Annotated in this window: 18 protein-coding genes, 2 tRNA genes and 1 pseudogene; 7 read left to right on the forward strand and 14 right to left on the reverse strand. The window is 37.1% G+C overall.

Translation table 11 applies throughout. The annotated features are described in order from the left end of the window. Window positions 1–242: 242 nt before the first annotated feature. From AOR04_RS09640 to AOR04_RS09700, 13 genes and pseudogenes are all read right to left on the reverse strand, one after another. Complete coding sequence (locus AOR04_RS09640) at window positions 243–464, reverse strand: DUF2835 family protein (protein ID WP_033014893.1); 222 nt, start codon at window positions 462–464, stop codon at window positions 243–245. Beyond that, on the reverse strand, window positions 465–3,059 hold the full coding sequence (pepN, locus tag AOR04_RS09645) for an aminopeptidase N (RefSeq protein ID WP_096793200.1): 2,595 nt from the start codon (window positions 3,057–3,059) through the stop codon (window positions 465–467). 46 nt (window positions 3,060–3,105) lie between these two features. After that, the gene (gene nhaC, locus AOR04_RS09650) at window positions 3,106–4,569 is read right to left on the reverse strand and encodes a Na+/H+ antiporter NhaC (RefSeq protein ID WP_198402991.1); all 1,464 of its coding nucleotides are present in this window, start codon (window positions 4,567–4,569) and stop codon (window positions 3,106–3,108) included. Window positions 4,570–4,750: 181 nt separating this feature from the next. After that, entirely contained in the window at window positions 4,751–6,775 is a 2,025-nt protein-coding gene (gene prc, locus AOR04_RS09655) for a carboxy terminal-processing peptidase (protein WP_096793201.1), read from the reverse strand. Between the two features lie 25 nt (window positions 6,776–6,800). Then, the gene (gene proQ / locus AOR04_RS09660; RefSeq protein ID WP_007375722.1) at window positions 6,801–7,451 is read right to left on the reverse strand and encodes an RNA chaperone ProQ; all 651 of its coding nucleotides are present in this window, start codon (window positions 7,449–7,451) and stop codon (window positions 6,801–6,803) included. A gap of 15 nt (window positions 7,452–7,466) precedes the next feature. Further along, window positions 7,467–7,745, reverse strand: a complete 279-nt coding sequence (locus AOR04_RS09665; RefSeq protein WP_002961910.1) for a hypothetical protein — start codon at window positions 7,743–7,745, stop codon at window positions 7,467–7,469. Next, complete coding sequence (locus tag AOR04_RS09670; RefSeq protein WP_007375721.1) at window positions 7,745–8,203, reverse strand: GAF domain-containing protein; 459 nt, start codon at window positions 8,201–8,203, stop codon at window positions 7,745–7,747. Before AOR04_RS09670 ends, AOR04_RS09665 begins: the two co-directional genes overlap by 1 nt. Before the next feature lie 128 nt (window positions 8,204–8,331). After that, window positions 8,332–8,712 (reverse strand): hypothetical protein, encoded by a 381-nt coding sequence (locus AOR04_RS09675; RefSeq protein WP_007375720.1) that lies wholly within the window; start codon window positions 8,710–8,712, stop codon window positions 8,332–8,334. A gap of 180 nt (window positions 8,713–8,892) precedes the next feature. Further along, the gene (locus AOR04_RS09680) at window positions 8,893–9,141 is read right to left on the reverse strand and encodes a hypothetical protein (protein ID WP_096793202.1); all 249 of its coding nucleotides are present in this window, start codon (window positions 9,139–9,141) and stop codon (window positions 8,893–8,895) included. An 11-nt stretch (window positions 9,142–9,152) separates the two neighbouring features. Further along, complete coding sequence (locus AOR04_RS09685; RefSeq protein ID WP_232525459.1) at window positions 9,153–9,800, reverse strand: CPBP family intramembrane glutamic endopeptidase; 648 nt, start codon at window positions 9,798–9,800, stop codon at window positions 9,153–9,155. Window positions 9,801–10,092: 292 nt separating this feature from the next. Continuing rightward, a pseudogene (locus AOR04_RS22145) lies at window positions 10,093–10,961 on the reverse strand (LytTR family DNA-binding domain-containing protein). Window positions 10,962–11,489: 528 nt separating this feature from the next. Next, window positions 11,490–11,580, reverse strand: a tRNA-Ser gene (locus tag AOR04_RS09695). An 83-nt stretch (window positions 11,581–11,663) separates the two neighbouring features. Then, window positions 11,664–11,754 (reverse strand) — tRNA-Ser (locus AOR04_RS09700). 251 nt (window positions 11,755–12,005) lie between these two features. Here AOR04_RS09700 and AOR04_RS09705 point away from each other — a divergent pair. The 7 genes from AOR04_RS09705 to AOR04_RS09735 are packed head-to-tail and all read left to right on the forward strand — an operon-like array spanning window position 12,006 to window position 15,145. Continuing rightward, window positions 12,006–12,671: a Bax inhibitor-1/YccA family protein gene (locus AOR04_RS09705; RefSeq protein WP_007375716.1), complete on the forward strand. Its 666-nt coding sequence runs from the start codon at window positions 12,006–12,008 to the stop codon at window positions 12,669–12,671. 55 nt (window positions 12,672–12,726) lie between these two features. Further along, window positions 12,727–13,080 (forward strand): sulfurtransferase complex subunit TusD, encoded by a 354-nt coding sequence (gene tusD, locus AOR04_RS09710; RefSeq protein ID WP_096793203.1) that lies wholly within the window; start codon window positions 12,727–12,729, stop codon window positions 13,078–13,080. Then, the gene (locus AOR04_RS09715; RefSeq protein ID WP_096793204.1) at window positions 13,077–13,433 is read left to right on the forward strand and encodes a DsrE family protein; all 357 of its coding nucleotides are present in this window, start codon (window positions 13,077–13,079) and stop codon (window positions 13,431–13,433) included. Before tusD ends, AOR04_RS09715 begins: the two co-directional genes overlap by 4 nt. After that, window positions 13,430–13,696, forward strand: coding sequence for a DsrH/TusB family sulfur metabolism protein (locus tag AOR04_RS09720; RefSeq protein WP_007375713.1), 267 nt, complete (start codon window positions 13,430–13,432; stop codon window positions 13,694–13,696). The genes AOR04_RS09715 and AOR04_RS09720 overlap by 4 nt, the downstream gene beginning before the upstream one ends. Before the next feature lie 3 nt (window positions 13,697–13,699). Then, a complete protein-coding gene (locus AOR04_RS09725) occupies window positions 13,700–14,029 on the forward strand; it encodes a TusE/DsrC/DsvC family sulfur relay protein (RefSeq protein ID WP_007375712.1) in 330 nt (109 codons plus the stop codon). Further along, window positions 14,029–14,715: a pseudouridine synthase gene (locus tag AOR04_RS09730; RefSeq protein WP_096793205.1), complete on the forward strand. Its 687-nt coding sequence runs from the start codon at window positions 14,029–14,031 to the stop codon at window positions 14,713–14,715. Before AOR04_RS09725 ends, AOR04_RS09730 begins: the two co-directional genes overlap by 1 nt. Further along, window positions 14,708–15,145 carry an NUDIX hydrolase gene (locus AOR04_RS09735; protein ID WP_033039907.1) on the forward strand — a complete coding sequence of 146 codons (438 nt, stop codon included), beginning with the start codon at window positions 14,708–14,710 and terminating at the stop codon, window positions 15,143–15,145. Before AOR04_RS09730 ends, AOR04_RS09735 begins: the two co-directional genes overlap by 8 nt. A 160-nt stretch (window positions 15,146–15,305) precedes the next feature. Here the strand turns inward: AOR04_RS09735 and AOR04_RS09740 are convergent, their stop codons facing one another. After that, entirely contained in the window at window positions 15,306–16,577 is a 1,272-nt protein-coding gene (locus AOR04_RS09740) for a sensor domain-containing diguanylate cyclase (protein ID WP_096793206.1), read from the reverse strand. Window positions 16,578–17,093 lie beyond the last annotated feature (516 nt).

The following is a 17,093-nucleotide window of genomic DNA, read 5'->3' on the forward strand; positions in this document are numbered from 1 at the left end:
CCCCTGTCGCGGGTCATTTTGTGTGATCAAGTTATTGTTTTTAGTGTAATCGTAACGATAGAAGCGAAATGGATAAATTACAAATAGTCGCATTCAATCTGTTATATATTTTCATTCTGGTTGACGTTTACGTATTGGTAAGACGTCGTACCAGATAATTTATACACGTAATTTAACAATAGAACAAATTGAAATTAACAAAAAGACAATATTTTATGATTTTATAACATAAAAACAGCGTACTAAGCCACTCGTTCAATACGAATAAATTTATTTTCAAGGGTTAATAACATTCTGAAACGCCCTCTTATACCTAAGCTAGTAATAAATGGCCTTAAGTGATTAGCAGAAAAACGCACTGTTTTCCCGCCATCTTCGACAACCTGCAATGAGCTAAAACGACCATGGTAGTAATCCATGCATTCGCTGTAGCTCAATCTTAAATTAAAATAATATTCGATCATTTACTTAAGTGCTTTTTCAACCTTTTCAAATAAATCGGCGCTTAACCCATCTAAATTAGCTAAACGTTCTAGTTGCAGTCTCATTGCTTTTGAACGTGTATTATCGTATCGCTTCCACGACATAAACGGCGTTAGCATACGAGATGCATTTTGAGGGTTTATAGCATTTAATTTAATGAGTAAATCACCTAAGAGCGCGTAACCTTTACCATTAAGGCGATGAAACTGAGACGTATTGAAATGGCTAAAGCTACCTACAAGTGCTCGTACACGATTGGGGTTTGAAAAATCAAAACACGGATGTTCGTAAAGCGCCTTAATATTATCAATTGCATTGTCACCAGTTTGCATCGCTTGCAAAGCAAACCATTTATCCATTACTAATACATCGTGACGCCATTGACTATCAAAGTAGTTTAACAATTCTTCACATACCTCATGTGACGCGTTAACAGCGGCACTTAGTGCACCTAAAACATTCGTCATATTTTTTGAGCTTGCAGCATGTTTAATAAAATCAGCAGTGTGCGGGTCATTAGTTTTAGCAAGGTAATGAAGGCATAGCTGCTTTAAAGACCGAATTGCAACGGCGCTTGCATTTACACTGCCATCATCGATTAACGATTCAAAACACGTTATAAACTCGTTAGTTAACTCATCCGCTATTTGCCTTTCAAATTGCTCAGCAATATTGACTATTTCATCTACTGGAATTACTTCAAATTCAGCAGCCAACGTATCAAAACTTGGTAATTTTAATAGCTCTGCAATAAGCGCTAGATCGCCCTGTTTTTCATTAACTAATCCACGAAGCGCATTAATTATCTCATCACTAAGCCCAACACTTTCAACACTGTTTAGATTCGCTTTCATTGCTTTAATAAATAGCTGCTGCTGTGCATCCCAACGAGAAAAGTCACTGCGTGCGAAACGCATAATATGAAGTAGCTCATGTTCATCTGTCTCTTGGTTTAAAATACATGGAGCAGAAAAGTCTTCAAGTAATACTGCAACAGGTTTAGCAGTCATATTATCAAAGTGAAATGTCTGTGATGGTTGAGTTACATTTAGAACGTGGTTAACTTTTTCGCCTTGGTACTCAAGCTCAATACTTTGTCCATTTACATCTAACAGTTCAATTGCAAATGGAATGTGCAAAGGTGCATTACTTTGCTGGTTCAGCGGTGCAAATTGTTCAATTGTTAAACTGTATGTATTTGAATCCAGATCAAAATTTTGAATTGCATTTAAACGAGATGTACCTGCTTGACTATACCAACGTTTAAACTGATCTAAGTTAACGCCTGATGCGTCGTTCATTGCACTTACAAAATCATCACAAGTAACAGCTTGTCCGTCATGGCGCTCAAAATAGAGTGCCATACCTTTTTGAAAGTTTGGCTCGCCTAATAATGTATGCATCATTCGGATTACTTCGGCGCCTTTATCGTACACAGTAACCGTGTAAAAGTTATTCATTTCAATAACTTTTTCTGGACGAATAGGATGAGCCATAGGGCCAGCATCTTCGCTAAACTGGTGTGTGCGCATTACTTTTACAGCGTCAATTCGATTAAGCGCACGAGAGCCTAAGTCACTACTAAACTCTTGATCCCTAAATACAGTTAAACCTTCTTTAAGCGATAACTGAAACCAATCTCTGCACGTTACCCGATTACCTGTCCAGTTATGGAAATACTCATGCCCTACTATAGATTCAATCGTATGATAGTCTTTATCTGTCGCTGTTTCTTGGTTGGCTAAAACACATTTACTATTAAATATGTTTAAACCTTTATTTTCCATTGCACCCATGTTGAAAAAATCAACGGCTACAATCATATAAATATCTAGGTCATATTCTAAATTAAAACGCGCTTCATCCCACTGCATTGCTTTTTTAAGTGAGGCAATAGCATGTGGTGTTTTAGATAAATTACCTTTATCTACAAATAGAGCAAGTTCAACATTTTTACCGCTTTGAGTAATATAGCTGTCTTTTAATACATCAAAATCACCTGCAACCAAAGCAAACAAATAACTTGGCTTTTTAAACGGGTCTTGCCATTTAGCAAAATGACGCCCATCTTGAGTTTCACCACTGTCTACTTGATTACCATTAGATAGGAGCTGAGAAAATTTTGTATCTGCAATTACGGTCACATCAAATGTAGATAAAACATCGGGGCGATCCATGTAATAGGTTATTTTTCTAAACCCCTGCGCCTCACATTGCGTGCAATACGCACCACCTGATAAATATAAACCTTCTAGTGAAGTATTAGTCTCAGGTGATATCTCGGTGACAATACTTAATTGGCAACTATCCGGTAGATTATTAATTATTAGTTGCTCGCCAATAATTTCATAATCCGTTATAGCAACAGTATCAATTGATAAAGAGAGCAGGCGTAAATCAATACCATCAAGCACTAAGGGTGCTTTGTTATCACCTACTCGTGTAAGTGTTAATAAGGAACTTACCTTCGTTGTTAATGGCTGTAAGTCAAATGTTAGCTCAGTGTGGTCAATTAAAAAGTCTGGGGCTTTGTAGTCTTTAAGATATTGTGCTTGAGGTTTACTTGATTCAGTCATAGATGCTCCAAAACAGCTCCTTTAAATTTAAAAGAGCTGTTTAAAATTAGGCCGATTGTTTTGGTTTGATACGTAAAATTTTAATACCTAAATAGGCATAAACAACCGCTAATACAGGGTTAATTAAATTAAAGAAAGCGTACAGTGCATAGTCAAACGGATTTATGAGTAAAACGCTTTGCATGTAAGCGCCACAAGTGTTCCACGGAATTAGTGGGCTAGTAATTGTACCGCCATCTTCCAATGTACGAGATAAGTTAACAGGCTTCAAACCACGTTTTTTATATTCATCTTTAAACATACGACCGGGTACAACAATAGCAATATATTGATCAGCAGCTATCACGTTAGTACCAATACACGTTGCTATTGTTGCCGCAATTAACGATCCCGTACTTTTAGCTATTTTAAGAATACTTTTAACAAAAATATCAAGAAGACCTGTTTTTTCCATGATAGCGCCAAACATAAGTGCGGTCATAATAAGCCAGGTCGTTGTAAGCATTCCAGCCATACCACCACCACTAAGTAGCGAGTCCATTTTATCATCGCCGGTGTTTATGCTAAAACCGTCAAAAAAAGTGGTCCAAACAAGCTTAAAGTAGCCTACTAACTGTCCTTGAGAGACATCAATTTGACTAGCAATTAAATCAGATTGAAACAACATGGCCCAAACAGCGCCCACAACAGCACCAATAGAGATAGCAGGAAAGGCTGGCATTTTTTTAATTGCTAAAACTAACAATACAATTAGTGGTATTAGCATTTCAAAACCAATATTAAAATTTTGTTGTAAAATAGCTGTAATTTCGTCAATACGCCCTGCTTCACTTGAAGCCGTTGCATTAAAACCCATAAATATAAATATAATCAGTGCAATAACAAAGCTAGGTACTGTCGTCCATAACATATGTTGGATATGCTCAAATAAATCAGCCCCAACAACTGCAGGTGCAAGATTTGTAGTTTCTGACAGTGGGCTTAACTTATCACCAAAGTACGCGCCCGATATAACCGCGCCGGCTGTTACTGTTTGTTCAAGCCCAAGACCGGTTGCTACGCCAAGTAAAGCAACACCTATTGTTGCAGCCGTAGTCCACGAACTACCAATACTCATTGCAACAATGCCACAAATTAAGCAGCTAGCTGCATAAAACCAGCTCGGATTGATAACCTGTAAGCCATAATAAATTAAGGTCGGTACAGTTCCTGATAGTAACCAAGTACCAATTAATGCACCTACCATGAGTAAAATTAGAATAGCACCAAGTGAAAGCGTTATGCCTTCAATCATTGCTTGCTCTAACTTTTTCCAAGTATAACCATTTTTAAGACCAATTAAAGCAGCTGCAAAAGTTGCGAACAAAAGTGCAATCTGGTTAGGACCTGATGAAGAATTATCACCAAATAAGTATACGGCAGCGCCGAGTAGGCAAATTAATACAGAGATAGGAACTAATGCATCAAAAAACGAGGCAGGCTTGATTGGTTTATCTTCCAATGGCTTCAAAGTAGAGACTCCTACACACACTCAATGTGTGTTTAATTATTATTTTTAGCACGTAAAGCGCATTAATTGAACTTTAATGATCTAGCTCAACTTTATGTAATGGGAGATTATAACAATTTAGTAAATTATAGGTAGCAAAAAAGGCGCAAAAGCGCCTTTTTTATAGAGGTAAAACCAGCGGTTACTTCTTAGCTATGCGACCATAGTTAATATAATCTTGGGTAATTAAAGCGGCTTCTTCTAAAAATGGATCTAGCTTTTCAATAACCTCAGGTAAATCATCTAAGTTTTCTACCGGATCTTTACCTAAACGCTTAAGACGCTCATTAGTACGTACAAGTGCACGTGCCTCACCTTCGTCTTTTTCTTTAATGCGCGTAGCTTCAACTAAAGAGATCGTTTTACGATCTTTCTCTTCGTTGTATAAGGCAATATCATTAAATACATAACCAAACTCAGGTTCTGATTTAATTCGTACCTCATGTTGCTTCTCAAGATAGGTAATAACTGGCGTTAAATTACCAAGTTTTTTATATTTCGCTTTAACAATGCTATCCCAAGGCAGTGCATTATCTTGTTTACTTTCGCCCCACTGTGCAGGATCGATTGCTGATGGAAACGAGATGTCTGGAATCACACCTTTGTGTTGCGTACTACCACCATTGATGCGGTAAAATTTAGCAATTGTATATTGCACGCTACCCAATGCATTATCATACAAGTCATAAGCACGGCCTAAGCCTTTGTGCTGTTGAACCGTGCCTTTACCAAAGGTTTGCTCACCAATAATAACTGCGCGGCCATAATCTTGCATTGCCGCTGCAAATATTTCTGATGCTGACGCACTGTATCTATCAACTAATACCGTAAGTGGACCATCATAATAGGTAATGCCATCGCGGTCTCTTTGTTCTTCAATACGGTTATTTAAAGTGTGTATTTGAACAACAGGTCCTTGGTCAAAAAACAATCCCGAAAGCTGGGTAGCTTCATATAATGAACCACCACCGTTTTGGCGTAGGTCAATAATAATCCCATCAACCTTTTGCTCTTTAAGCTTAGCAAGTTCAACTTTTACATCTTTCGAAAGATTATTGTAAAAGCCAGGGATTTCAATCACACCCACTTTGCTTGTTAAATCTGAATATTTAGCTTCAAAAACTTCTGATTTAGCGGCTCTGTCTTCCAATCTGATTTTATCACGGGTAATTTCAACAACTTTTGGTGTGCCGTGAGCATCAGCGCCTTTTAAATACTGAAGACGTACTTTAGTACCTTTAGGGCCTTTAATTAAATCAACAACGTCATCTAAGCGCCAGCCAATAACATCAACAAATTCTTCACCATCTTGAGCAACACCAATAATTCTGTCATCGGCTTTAATTTGCTCTGTTTTATCCGCAGGACCACCAGGTACTAAGCTGCGAATAACTGTGTAATCTTCATCTGGACTCAATACTGCACCTATGCCCTCGAGCTCTAGGTCCATATCCATTTTAAATTGTTCAGCACGACGCGGCGATAAATAAGACGTATGCGCCTCAATACTGCGTGCTAAAGAATTTAATACTAATTGAAATGCATCTTCTGGATTTGATTGCACTAAACGCTTTTCTGCATTTTTATAGCGTTTGGTCAGCACTTCTTTAATGCCTTCCCAATCTTTACCTGTCATTTTTAAACGCAGTGCATCGTACTTAACACGTTCGCGCCAAATTTCATCAAGCTCGGCTTGAGATACAGGCCACGCAGCTTCTTCACGATCAAAAAAGTATTCATCTTCTTTATCAAAGGTCATTTCTTTTTCAAGTAATGCTAGGGAATACTCGTAACGTTCAAAACGGCGTTTAAGGCTTAAATTAAAGATATCAAATGTGAAACCCAATTTGCCGGTAGTTATAGCGTTATCAAAGTCATCGCGGTATTGGTCAAAAGAAGCAATATCGCTTGCTAAAAATACGCTTTTATTAAAATCAAGGGATTCGATATAACGATCGTACACTTTACTAGAAAGCTCATCGTTAAATCGAACCGGGATATAGTGTGAACGAGTAAATAAGCTAGCCACGCGTTTGCTGGCAGTACCATGTTGACTTTCTTGCTTGAGCAGTGGTAAATCGTCAATAGTGACGGCTTCTACAGCAGCAAATAATGAACCTGAAAACAGGGCAGCAACTAACGGAATGAGCGTAAACTTTTTACTCATACAAACTCCTTAATTTATTTACAGTTTAAACGATGTATAAACTGTCAGCTTTGGTTTTAACTTGCATGCCTGTCACTAATTCAACATGAACGTCATCTTTGTTCACTTCAGTGATTACTGCATTTACAAGTGCTTGGCCAAGTTTAACCTTAACCTTATTATTAACCTTGACCTCAGTAGCTGGTAAAGGTTCAATTTTTCCTGAACGTTTAGCAGGAGCTGCTTTGGCAGGTTTATTAGCTGCGGAAGCGTTTTTATCACCTGTTTTACTAGCATGCGCTGGTTTTTTCTTAAAAGATTTAGAATCTGAGTCTTGGCGTGGACGTTGTTGTTTTTTACGTTTTGCCATTTTAGCGCGGCTTTCTTCCAATGCTTTTTGTGCATGGTCGATATGCTCTTGCTCAACTTTTTCACCTTGATTACCATCAAGATCAATACGAAACTCTGACTTAGTTACCGCTTCTAAATAACGCCAGTTAGACGTGTATTTTCTGAGCGCTTGACGAACTTGAGTCTTGCTTACTTTGTCAGAGCCTTCAATACGCTCAGCGATATCTTTGAAAATACCTACTTTAAGCGGCTTGATGCCATCTTTTTGTTTAAAACATTGTGGGAATTCTTGATACAAAAATTCCAATACTTCGTTAATATCTTTTAGCTTGTTTGTGGTTTCCATTTTAGAACCTATTTTTCACATCTTTTCATCAAGGGACGAATCGACGTAGTGTGTTACCCAGTCGACCAGCTCTTCAAAGTCGGCTTCTATTACAGCCATATCGCCTCGAAGGTGTTCCCAAATACCATTAATCGTTTCATCAATAAATTCACATTCAGAATCGTCCGGAAGACGATCCCAGGCAATATGAATCAAATCATTGAGCGTTTCCGCTACATGTTCTTCTTCGCCTTCCCAGTCGCCAACATCTTGCACAGCAAACAGGTAGTCTTGAACATTTAGCAAATCTTTCATTACAGGCTCGCCTCTAAGCATTTCACTAGCGCTTCAAGTCCGGCTTTATCGTCAGTATCAAATCGACCAACACTTGGACTATCGATATCAAGAACAGCAAATACTTTACCATTTTTCAAGATAGGTACAACAATCTCAGAATTTGACGCCGCATCACAGGCAATATGACCGTCAAAAGCGTGAACATCTTCAACTAATTGTGTTTCTGCGGTTGCCGCAGCAGTTCCACATACTCCTTTTCCTACTGGAATACGAATGCATGCAGGATTACCTTGAAACGGGCCTAGTACTAATTCAGTAGGAGAATCCATAAAGTAAAAACCCGCCCAATTCACATCTTCTAAAGAGGTAAATAATAACGCGCTTATATTTGCCAAATTGGCAATTACATTAGATTCACCAGCTATTAGTGATTCAGTTTGCTTAACTAATGACTGGTAAAAATCGTACTTTTGCATACCAAACTACTTCTTATTAAACAGACAGTAGCTAAAGGTACTCTTTGTCGTTAAAAATTGGAACCTTTAAAGGGTAAAAAAAAGGAAATTGCGCTGTTTATCAGCGCGCTTGGTCAATAATTCTGCGATTATTTTTTTGCACAATTACGAAGGCCAAATAAAAATAGTCCTGCGGCGAATCCAGACATCACACTATTAATTAAAAATATCTCGCCTGTTGAAGCACTTAATAGATAACTAAAAATAGCCCCACCTAATAACCCAAGTGTTAAAACACCTGAATAATTAACTTTTGAATACTTAAACATGAGTAAATAACCCGGCACAACAAAAGCCGCCATTGTTAAACCTACAATATGTGCATTTGATATGGCTGTCATCAATAGTTGAAAGAACACTGATAGAAAATCACCCTGCAACGCTAGTGCATAATACAAACCTAATAAACTGCCAACAATCACCGGGGACAATAATGAAAGCGCGACGCTTTTTGCAAGTTGATGTTTCATCTAATAATCCTTAATACAGCGTATAAAATTTAATGTATTAAGCATGCACCAAGATCTAAAGCTTAGAAATAGAGACTATGGTCGTAACTTATGATGATAAAACATACAACATATAAGCTAGGTAATTTAATAAAGTAATAAAAGCCCAGTTTTTAAAAGAAATAACAAATAGCTCAGTAGTTACAACTGAGCTATTTTTTGTGATAAATCGATATTTTTATTTATCGCCAACTCTTCAAGCACTATGACTCTTTCAACTAAAACGTCTAACTTTCTTTGCAGCATAACAATCGTATTTTTCTGATTTTTATCTTGTAATAAAAGTGACTTTTCTTTAGTAGTCGTTTTATAGGTAAAGTAATTTTTAATTAGCACTAAAAGTAAAAAAGGCGACAAAAAAATCATTATAATTAAAAATAATTCAAACATTATTATCTCCTTCAAGTGTTTTGTGTTGCTAATTTATAATGCTGAGACGAAAAACCTGGACGTTTTTTAAATAGCGTAGAGAGTGTTATTTGGCGCGGTTTACCACGACGGATAAGTAAGTTTACGTAGACTATGCTTAAAATTATTGCAGTTGCCTTGAACAAATTGCCTTTTAAATCCCCTGCTGCACCACCTGACATGCTAAATATGCCATAAGCCGCATTCATAAATATATGCATCCATAATGGAAACCAAATACGGTATCCACATTCGCAAAATAACCACGCAAACCAAGTTCCTGCGATTGTTGTAATTGCAACAGCCATCACAGCTGAAATAGCATCATGTCCTTGATAAATATGACCCAAACCAAATATCGTTGAGCTAATTAATGCGGCGGGAATAAACCCCCAACGACAAAAACGAAATAACACGCCGAACAAAGCAGCTCTAAAAATTATTTCTTCAAAAACTCCCGCGTATATTGAACCTGTAATTATCCCCGTAATTGAAAGGTTTAGCGCGTTACTCAAATAAGCGTAACCTATCACCATAGGTGTGCAACAAACTACCGCTGCGAGTAAATAACGTTGAAAACCTTCAATGTCGACACCTAAAACGTTGTACCAACTCTCATGTTTAAATAATAATGTTGCCACAACTAACAATGGCCCATAAATAAACAAGTATTTAGCAGGAAATAACAAAAGGGCTGATTGTTGATCAAGGTCAGATAGGACACTTACCCAGTTATCCCCCAGAACTCTTTCATCATGTAATGACAAAATATAAATGTGGTGATTAGTAGCAGTGCTTTAATTGTATGTTTCATACTTACCTTCTTAAGTTACAATTTTAAATTCAACTTAATCATGGCAATCACTAATTATGAAATCGATCAATTAGGGCTAAATTTCACTTTTAGTTGCTAACTACATGTTTTTGGGGCCATCAACAAACATCAGGGGTTAACAGCAAGGCTTGTTTAATGACATCAACATAAGTTCGCGAAACTGGAATTGTGAAATCAAATGAGTTCATCGATAACTGTAATCCTCCGGCATTCCCTTTACTTACTGCGACTAATTGTAAATTAACTGCATAAGACCGATGACAGCGATATAAAAATGTATTTTGGGGTAATTGTTTTAATAAACCAGTTAACGTTATACGCAGCAATTTATGAGAAACAACATCGTTTTCTATCGTTGCGAGCTCACAGTAATTATCGGCTGACTTAATAAACAATATATCCGATAGCGCAATTGTTAGCTTGTCACCTTTATTATCGCCAATAAGTGTTATTAGACGATGTGGGGGACGTTATTTTTTTCTACCTCTTCACAAGCACGCTGTTTAGTCTTAACAACCGGTATTTTTTCAGTTGTTAAGACCATATGCTTTGCATGACGATTGACAACAAATATGAAACTAATCGGGAATAACCCCACTGCTAATGTATATACAATGAAGAGTATTTGGTTTTGCCAATGCCAAGCCCCTAACATAGCAACAACAAAATATCCGTGGTTAAACAAAGCAGTAATTAAAATATAAAGGCTGGGGGTCACTATTATTTGAAGTTTATTGCTAAGATTTAAGCGAATTAAAAAGATCTCAATAAAACCCGAAAGCAATAAAGCGCAAAACGTGACTAAGCCGTAGCCTGAAAGGCGGAGTAATTTATAAGGTTCAGTATCGTTGGTTGTACCAAAAGGTTGGAATACGAATAGAATAAATAGAGTTACTATCGAAAATAAAACTGCCCTGTATATAACCAATTTTCTTGACGCTAAATCATCTTTAAGCCACAACGTCATATTTTACATACCTTTAAAAACATGCTTGCTAATAAAATACCACAAATTCATCGCTAATTACTGGTTTCATTTTCTCAGTAAATATAAAATGATAAGTAATACCAATTAGCTTATATATGAAGTCTATTTAACGATAAAGAAATTGCGCTATAACTAGCCGAATTTTTATACCTAGTCGGCTTGGTAACTGCTCCTGCGTTATCCTACTGGCTTACATTCATGTAAGAATAAGTAAAAATTGAGTAAAACATCCGCGTCCTGCTCACGCCCCTTACCTACATACTATATGTAGGCAAACCCAAGAGCAGCGCACGCTTGGCATTTGAGCTGCGTTATCGCCTATTTATGGGGAAATGACCACATAACATAGGCTCTGCCTTGAACAAAAACCAAACAGTCTACTGTAAATTCAAGCTCGAAAGATAAAAAGGCCCTAATCTGCCCATATAGACTCTATTTAACAATAATGCATTTTAGTTTTTTATAGACACAAAAAAGCCCGCTAAATTAGCGGGCTATTTTGTTATATGGTGGAGAGATAGGGATTTGAACCCTAGATGGGCTATAAACCCATGCCGGTTTTCAAGACCGGTGCATTCGACCACTCTGCCATCTCTCCGATACTGCTAAGTTAAAAGTAAGAGTGTACTAATAACTATTTAAATGAATGATACTTTAATTACCACACACTTATTAAATAAGTGGTGGAGAGATAGGGATTTGAACCCTAGATGGGCTATAAACCCATGCCGGTTTTCAAGACCGGTGCATTCGACCACTCTGCCATCTCTCCGCACGGCCTGCATAATAGGGAAACCCATCCCTTTTGTGAAGCTTTTTTTTAAATTAATTGTTTAAGTGCTTAAAAAACAATTGATTTGTTTAAAGTTAAGACAAAGTGTTTTTAATTTAATCGCTAATGAACTTTTATTTAAATATTTAACTCTATTGATCTACAAAGGTTTGCCCAAACATATAAGAGTTGGTAATCTAATTTTAGTTAAATTATCGAAACACACACGTTTCACTTAAAGGAGCTCTACAATGGCGTTTAATCAATCGTACAATACCGCGAAACCGGTAATGTCTACCATTGAAACAAACAAGGTACTTAAAAACACCTACTTTTTACTAGCTATGACACTTGCATTTAGTGCAGTTACAGCCGGTATTTCAATGGCACTACAATTACCTTACTTTATGGGAATTGTGTTTACACTCGTTTCGTTCGGTTTATTATTTGTTGTAAATAAAAAAGCAGATACAGCATCGGGTGTATTTTGGGTGTTTGCTTTCACAGGTTTAATGGGGGCTGGCTTAGGTCCATTGCTTAATCATTATGCTGCATTACCAAATGGCCCAATGCTTATTATGCAAGCCTTAGGTTCTACAGCGCTTATCTTTTTTGGTTTATCTGCTTATGCACTAAATACTAAAAAAGACTTCTCATTCATGGGTGGCTTTTTAACGGTTGGCTTAATCGTTGTGATTGTAGCAAGCATCGTTAATATTTTTATTGGCAGTTCATTGATGTTTATGGTAATTAATGCAGCAGTTGTACTGATTATGTCTGGTTTGATTTTATTCGATACAAGCCGAATCATAAACGGTGGTGAAACTAACTACATTCGTGCAACAGTGTCTTTATACCTAAGCGTATATAACTTATTTACTTCTTTGCTTGCTCTACTTGGCGCAAGTGATGACTAATTAAATAGTTCTGTTAAAATAGCCCCTTTATTGGGGCTTTTTTATTGGAATTGTTTTGACACGCTTTGTTCTTTCATTACATACACCACCATCCGATCACGATACCACGCAACGCATAGTTAAATTTGCGAATGCATGTTTAGCCCAAGGGCATACCATTGATGCTATTTTTTTATACCAGCAAGGTATTTATCATGCATCTACCCACTTTGATTTATCCTCAGATGAACTTCAAATTTCAGCACTTTGGCAGCAACTCGCTGATCAAAAACTAAATTTAATGCTGTGTGTTACCGCCGCGCAAAAGCGCGGGTTGGATATTAAAAACACAGGTGTATTTAAAGTCGCAGGGTTAGCTGAATTTGCAATGCTTGCAAGCGACGCAGATAAATGGGTGCAATTTAAATGATAAACGTATTAGTAATGAGTCAGTGCAGCCCATTTGACGATTTAAATATTCGTGATGCACTTGATATGACATTGATATTTGCTGCTGTTGACCAAAATGTAAGTTGGTTGTTTAGCGGCCCCGCCGTTTTAGCTTTAAAAAAGCATCAGCAACCAAATGATATTGGCTTAAAAGACTTTTTTAAAAATATTAAAACACTCGAAATTTACGATGTTGAAAACATTTACGTGTGTGAAAAATCATTGCTTGATTATGGTTTAAATAAACATGATTTACTCATAGAGGCAAAAGCACTCAACTTTAGCCAACAACAAACATTAATTAAAGCCCAGCAGCATTTGGTGAATCTATGAGCACGTTACATATTTTTTCAAAGCCGCTTAACTACTACTGTGCAAATCAATTAGAAAATTTAATTTTACCAACCGATAGCATTTTGCTGGTTGGTGATGCCTGCTTTGCAAAAAAACAATTTAGGCAGTTTGCAGATACACTGTTAATACTTGAACAAGACGCGCAAGTACGTGCAATAAAATTAGCAGATAACGATAAAGCAATTAGCTATGAAGACTTTGTGGCACTCACTTTATCAACTAACCAATCAATTACGTGGTAACTCATGCTTGAATTTAACAACCAACAGATTGAAACCGACAAACAAGGCTACTTGCTCGACCATACTTTATGGTCAAAGGAGCTGGCGCCTGTAATTGCTACTCAAGAAAACATCACACTTAGTGAGCAACACTGGGAAGTCATTAACTTTGTTCGTGATTTTTACATTGAATATAACACCAGCCCAGCAATTAGAATGCTTGTAAAAGCAATGGCTAAAGCACTCGGTGAAGACAAAGGAAATAGCCTTTATTTATATAAATTATTTCCTAAAGGCCCAGCCAAGCAAGCAACAAAAATTGCCGGATTACCAAAACCAGCTAGGTGCATATAATGAGAGCTAAATCAGGCAATAATCAAGCAGCACAAGCCAAGCCAAAAAGAAGTACTGGCCGTACTTATTCTCGCAGTGCACTTAATAAAACGCCATCTGGTAAAAGAGAAATAAAGCCGCAAATAGCATCTAAAGACAGAAAAATTGTGTTATTCAATAAACCATTTGATGTGCTATGCCAATTTACAGATGACGCAGACAGAAAAACGCTTGCAGAATTTATCCCGATTAAAGAAGTTTACGCCGCAGGAAGATTAGACAGAGACAGTGAAGGTTTATTGCTTTTAACAAACTGTGGAAAATTACAAAACACCTTGACTGCTCCTGATAAAAAAACGAATAAAACCTACTGGGCACAAGTTGAAGGTGAACCAACGAGTGAATCAATTAATGATTTATGTAATGGCGTAGAACTTAAAGACGGGCTTACACTCCCCGCTAACGTTAAAATAATTGATGAACCTACGATTTGGGCGCGTAATCCCCCTGTACGTGAACGAAAAGCAATCCCCACTACTTGGCTAAGCATTACCATTAACGAAGGTAAAAACAGACAAGTCCGCCGCATGACGGCTCATATTGGCCACCCTACTCTTCGCCTCATTCGCTATAGCATTGGTAACTATACGTTGGATGATATTAATTGTGGTGAATACAAAGTAATTAAGGGCGTAGTTGATGCATAAACCGCATGTTACGGTTGCAGCTATAGTAAAAAAGCAAAATGAGTTTTTACTTGTAAAAGAGCGCGATAAATTTACAAAGCAAATTTGTTACAATCAACCTGCGGGTCATTTAGAGAAAAATGAGACACTTGCACAAGCTGCAAGCAGAGAGTTACTTGAAGAAACAGGCTTAGCGCTTGAGCCTATTGGCTTTTTAGGTGTGTATAATTTGCATGCCGATAACGCAGTGCACTATTTACGGTTCTGCTTCTTATTTGAAGCACCTCAGAATATACCAGTCCCAAAACCGCTAGATAGCAACATTATTAGCGCGAATTGGCACACCTACGAGCAAATAAAATCGCTACCGCTCAGAAGTCCCTTAGTTTTAAAGTGTATTGATGATAGTCTAAATCGGCCAATATTAAGTCTCGAAACTATATACAATTAGGCTTAAACTATTTTAAGCCTAAGGCCTGTTTATCTCTCGAGGTTAAGTTTGCAGCTGTATGTTTAGTTTTTAGGTATGTCTGCGCCTGTAGTGCGTGGTTATCCCCGATAAATAGGCGCTAATGCAGCATAAATACCAAACAAAATAATATGCAGGTTATTTAATTAGCACTTAAAGCAATACAATTGCGGCCTTGTCTCTTTGCATAATAAAGTGCGCTGTCGGCTGCTTTTATAAAATTTAGCTCATCACTAGCTGTGCATTTATCTATTGTATTTATACCCATACTTACAGATAAAAAACCGGTAAAACTACCTTCATGCGCAATGGCTAAGTTTTCTATCGCTCTTTGTATCTGCTCAGCTATAAACAAAGCACCTTGCTTGTCCGTTTGTGGTAATAAAACTATAAACTCTTCCCCACCATAGCGAGCAACAAAATCCTCAGGGCGACTCACTGTTGATGCTATTTTTTGAGCCACATCATATAAACAAGTATCACCCGCTACGTGCCCGTATAAATCATTAAATTCTTTAAAGTGATCTATATCAAGGATGATTAATGACAATGAACCTTCGTACGCCTTCGCACGCTCAAACTCATGTGTTAACTTTTCGTCAAATCGACGTCTATTCGCTATTTTCGTCAGCGCATCCAAAAAAGCCATATCTCTGAGTATATCTTCTGCTTGTAAACGCTCAGTAGCATCTTTAAAAACAGCCAAAAATTCTTCCCCAATATCAATTCCTGATACCTCCATCATTACTTGAGAACCATTTTTACATGACACTCGGTAGTTATTAGCTGGAATGTCGTTGTTATTTTTCAGGGCTAGTTGCAAAGAATTGTCCCAAAGTGTTTTAGCGAACTCCCTATACTTGATATCTGGGTAAGCTTTTTGCCACCAAACATTTAGATTGGGGACATCTTTGACCGTATAACCAAAAACGTCTACAAAGCGTTGATTTACTCTTAAAATATCGCCAGTTCTTGCACATACATTACACACTGGCATAGGTAATGCTGCGAATAATTTAGCGTAGTGGCTAAGTTCATGTTTACGCATTGGATGCTGTGTACTTTGCGATAAATAACTCATTGCCGTATTATTTTTTTCAGTATTTATCTTTTCATCCATTTCTAACGCGAAATACCATTCAAGCCACCAATATTCAACGTGAGCCAATGCTTTTTTTTCAATACGATCTTGAAAAGATGATTGCTTAATGAGGCCGAATAACTCAGTTATATGATTTGGTTCTTGATAAATACGAAGGCTTTTTAGTTTTATCAGTTCATAGAAAAGATGATAAGCGGCTTTCTTAAATTCAGTATTTGTATTTGCTGATAAATCATTTGGTGAAAAACTAGACTTTAGAGTGTAATGCTCTACGAGTGATTTTATCTCATTTATTTGATAAGCATAATTCATATATTCATTCCGTTGACTATATAGGTGGCGTCCCTAAAATTGATACCATTTAAACAATATCAACTATTTACTATTTACTATTTACTATTTACTATTACCTATTTCCTATTTCCTATTTCCTAAGTGTATATTTACCCAAGTAGTTTTAAAAGAAAATACTATTAATAAAATTCAATATTTGCATGAAAAAAACTAATAAACTTAGTGCCTACTGACCTTTAGGATTAAAATTTGTTCTATATAAGTGAAATTAAATAGTGCGCGAGGTATCAGCCTAGTAGGCGGTATCTACTCCATCGTTACCGTACATACTACATCCGTCGTTAAAAATGAGTTGATTGCCCACGGACAAACCAAAGGGCGCGAATGTTTAGTATTTATGCAACGTTATCGCTTATTTATAAGAAATAGCCACACACCATAAGCGTTACCTTCCCTAAAAATCAATATACTGTTTCAAATTCAACCGCGAAAGGTAAACAGGCACTAATTAATGCGTGAAGTTATGTCCGCTCA

Origin of the sequence: Pseudoalteromonas sp. 1_2015MBL_MicDiv, from assembly GCF_002407505.1 — a bacterium.
In the GTDB taxonomy this organism is placed as follows: Bacteria; Pseudomonadota; Gammaproteobacteria; order Enterobacterales; family Alteromonadaceae; genus Pseudoalteromonas; species Pseudoalteromonas fuliginea.

Excerpts from the sequence above, each read along its gene's own strand:
- AOR04_RS09680 (WP_096793202.1), bottom strand. The coding sequence starts at position 9,141 with ATGTTTGAATTATTTTTAATTATAATGATTTTTTTGTCGCCTTTTTTA.
- AOR04_RS09640 (WP_033014893.1), bottom strand. The coding sequence starts at position 464 with ATGATCGAATATTATTTTAATTTAAGATTGAGCTACAGCGAATGCATG.
- AOR04_RS09720 (WP_007375713.1), top strand. The coding sequence starts at position 13,430 with ATGAGCACGTTACATATTTTTTCAAAGCCGCTTAACTACTACTGTGCA.
- AOR04_RS09725 (WP_007375712.1), top strand. The coding sequence starts at position 13,700 with ATGCTTGAATTTAACAACCAACAGATTGAAACCGACAAACAAGGCTAC.
- AOR04_RS09670 (WP_007375721.1), bottom strand. The coding sequence starts at position 8,203 with ATGCAAAAGTACGATTTTTACCAGTCATTAGTTAAGCAAACTGAATCA.
- AOR04_RS09715 (WP_096793204.1), top strand. The coding sequence starts at position 13,077 with ATGATAAACGTATTAGTAATGAGTCAGTGCAGCCCATTTGACGATTTA.
- AOR04_RS09675 (WP_007375720.1), bottom strand. The coding sequence starts at position 8,712 with ATGAAACATCAACTTGCAAAAAGCGTCGCGCTTTCATTATTGTCCCCG.
- prc (WP_096793201.1), bottom strand. The coding sequence starts at position 6,775 with ATGAGTAAAAAGTTTACGCTCATTCCGTTAGTTGCTGCCCTGTTTTCA.
- AOR04_RS09665 (WP_002961910.1), bottom strand. The coding sequence starts at position 7,745 with ATGAAAGATTTGCTAAATGTTCAAGACTACCTGTTTGCTGTGCAAGAT.
- proQ (WP_007375722.1), bottom strand. The coding sequence starts at position 7,451 with ATGGAAACCACAAACAAGCTAAAAGATATTAACGAAGTATTGGAATTT.
- AOR04_RS09730 (WP_096793205.1), top strand. The coding sequence starts at position 14,029 with ATGAGAGCTAAATCAGGCAATAATCAAGCAGCACAAGCCAAGCCAAAA.
- AOR04_RS09705 (WP_007375716.1), top strand. The coding sequence starts at position 12,006 with ATGGCGTTTAATCAATCGTACAATACCGCGAAACCGGTAATGTCTACC.
- AOR04_RS09735 (WP_033039907.1), top strand. The coding sequence starts at position 14,708 with ATGCATAAACCGCATGTTACGGTTGCAGCTATAGTAAAAAAGCAAAAT.
- pepN (WP_096793200.1), bottom strand. The coding sequence starts at position 3,059 with ATGACTGAATCAAGTAAACCTCAAGCACAATATCTTAAAGACTACAAA.
- AOR04_RS09740 (WP_096793206.1), bottom strand. The coding sequence starts at position 16,577 with ATGAATTATGCTTATCAAATAAATGAGATAAAATCACTCGTAGAGCAT.